The sequence below is a fragment of the Citrobacter sp. Cc139 genome (assembly GCF_030334645.1).
GTDB classification, from domain to species: Bacteria; Pseudomonadota; Gammaproteobacteria; order Enterobacterales; family Enterobacteriaceae; genus Citrobacter; species Citrobacter werkmanii.
In genome coordinates, this window is record NZ_JAOWDM010000013.1 from 1 (window position 1) to 472 (window position 472).

The 472-nt window shown below is 50.8% G+C and carries 1 protein-coding gene; it reads left to right on the forward strand.

Annotated elements, in window-relative coordinates; genetic code table 11:
* Positions 1 to 472, forward strand: a 472-nt coding sequence (locus tag OGV69_RS00640) for a Y-family DNA polymerase (RefSeq protein WP_502873870.1), incomplete at both ends; no start/stop codon positions are given.

Here is a 472-nt window from a genome sequence, read left to right on the forward strand (position 1 = left end):
GCCCGCAACGCTGAAGCCAAAAGAGCTGGTGTGAAAATGGGGGATCCGTATTTCAAGCAGAAGGACTTATTCCGTCGATATGGTGTGGTTTGTTTCAGCAGCAATTACGAGCTTTATGCAGATATGTCCAGCAGAGTAATGTCCACGCTGGAGGCAATGTCTCCCCGCTGCGAAATATATTCAATTGATGAAGCCTTCTGTGACCTGACAGGTGTAAGAAACTGCCGGGTTCTGCAGGAGTTTGGGCAGGAATTAAAAGATGCCGTATATCAAAATACGGGTCTGGCGGTTGGCGTTGGTATTGCTCAGACAAAGACGCTGGCGAAACTGGCGAATCATGCCGCCAAAAAATGGCAGAGACAAACGGGTGGGGTGGTGGACTTATCTAACCTGGATCGCCAGCGCAAACTGATGGCTGCACTGCCGGTTGATGAGGTCTGGGGAGTAGGGCGCCGTATCAGCAAAAAGCTGG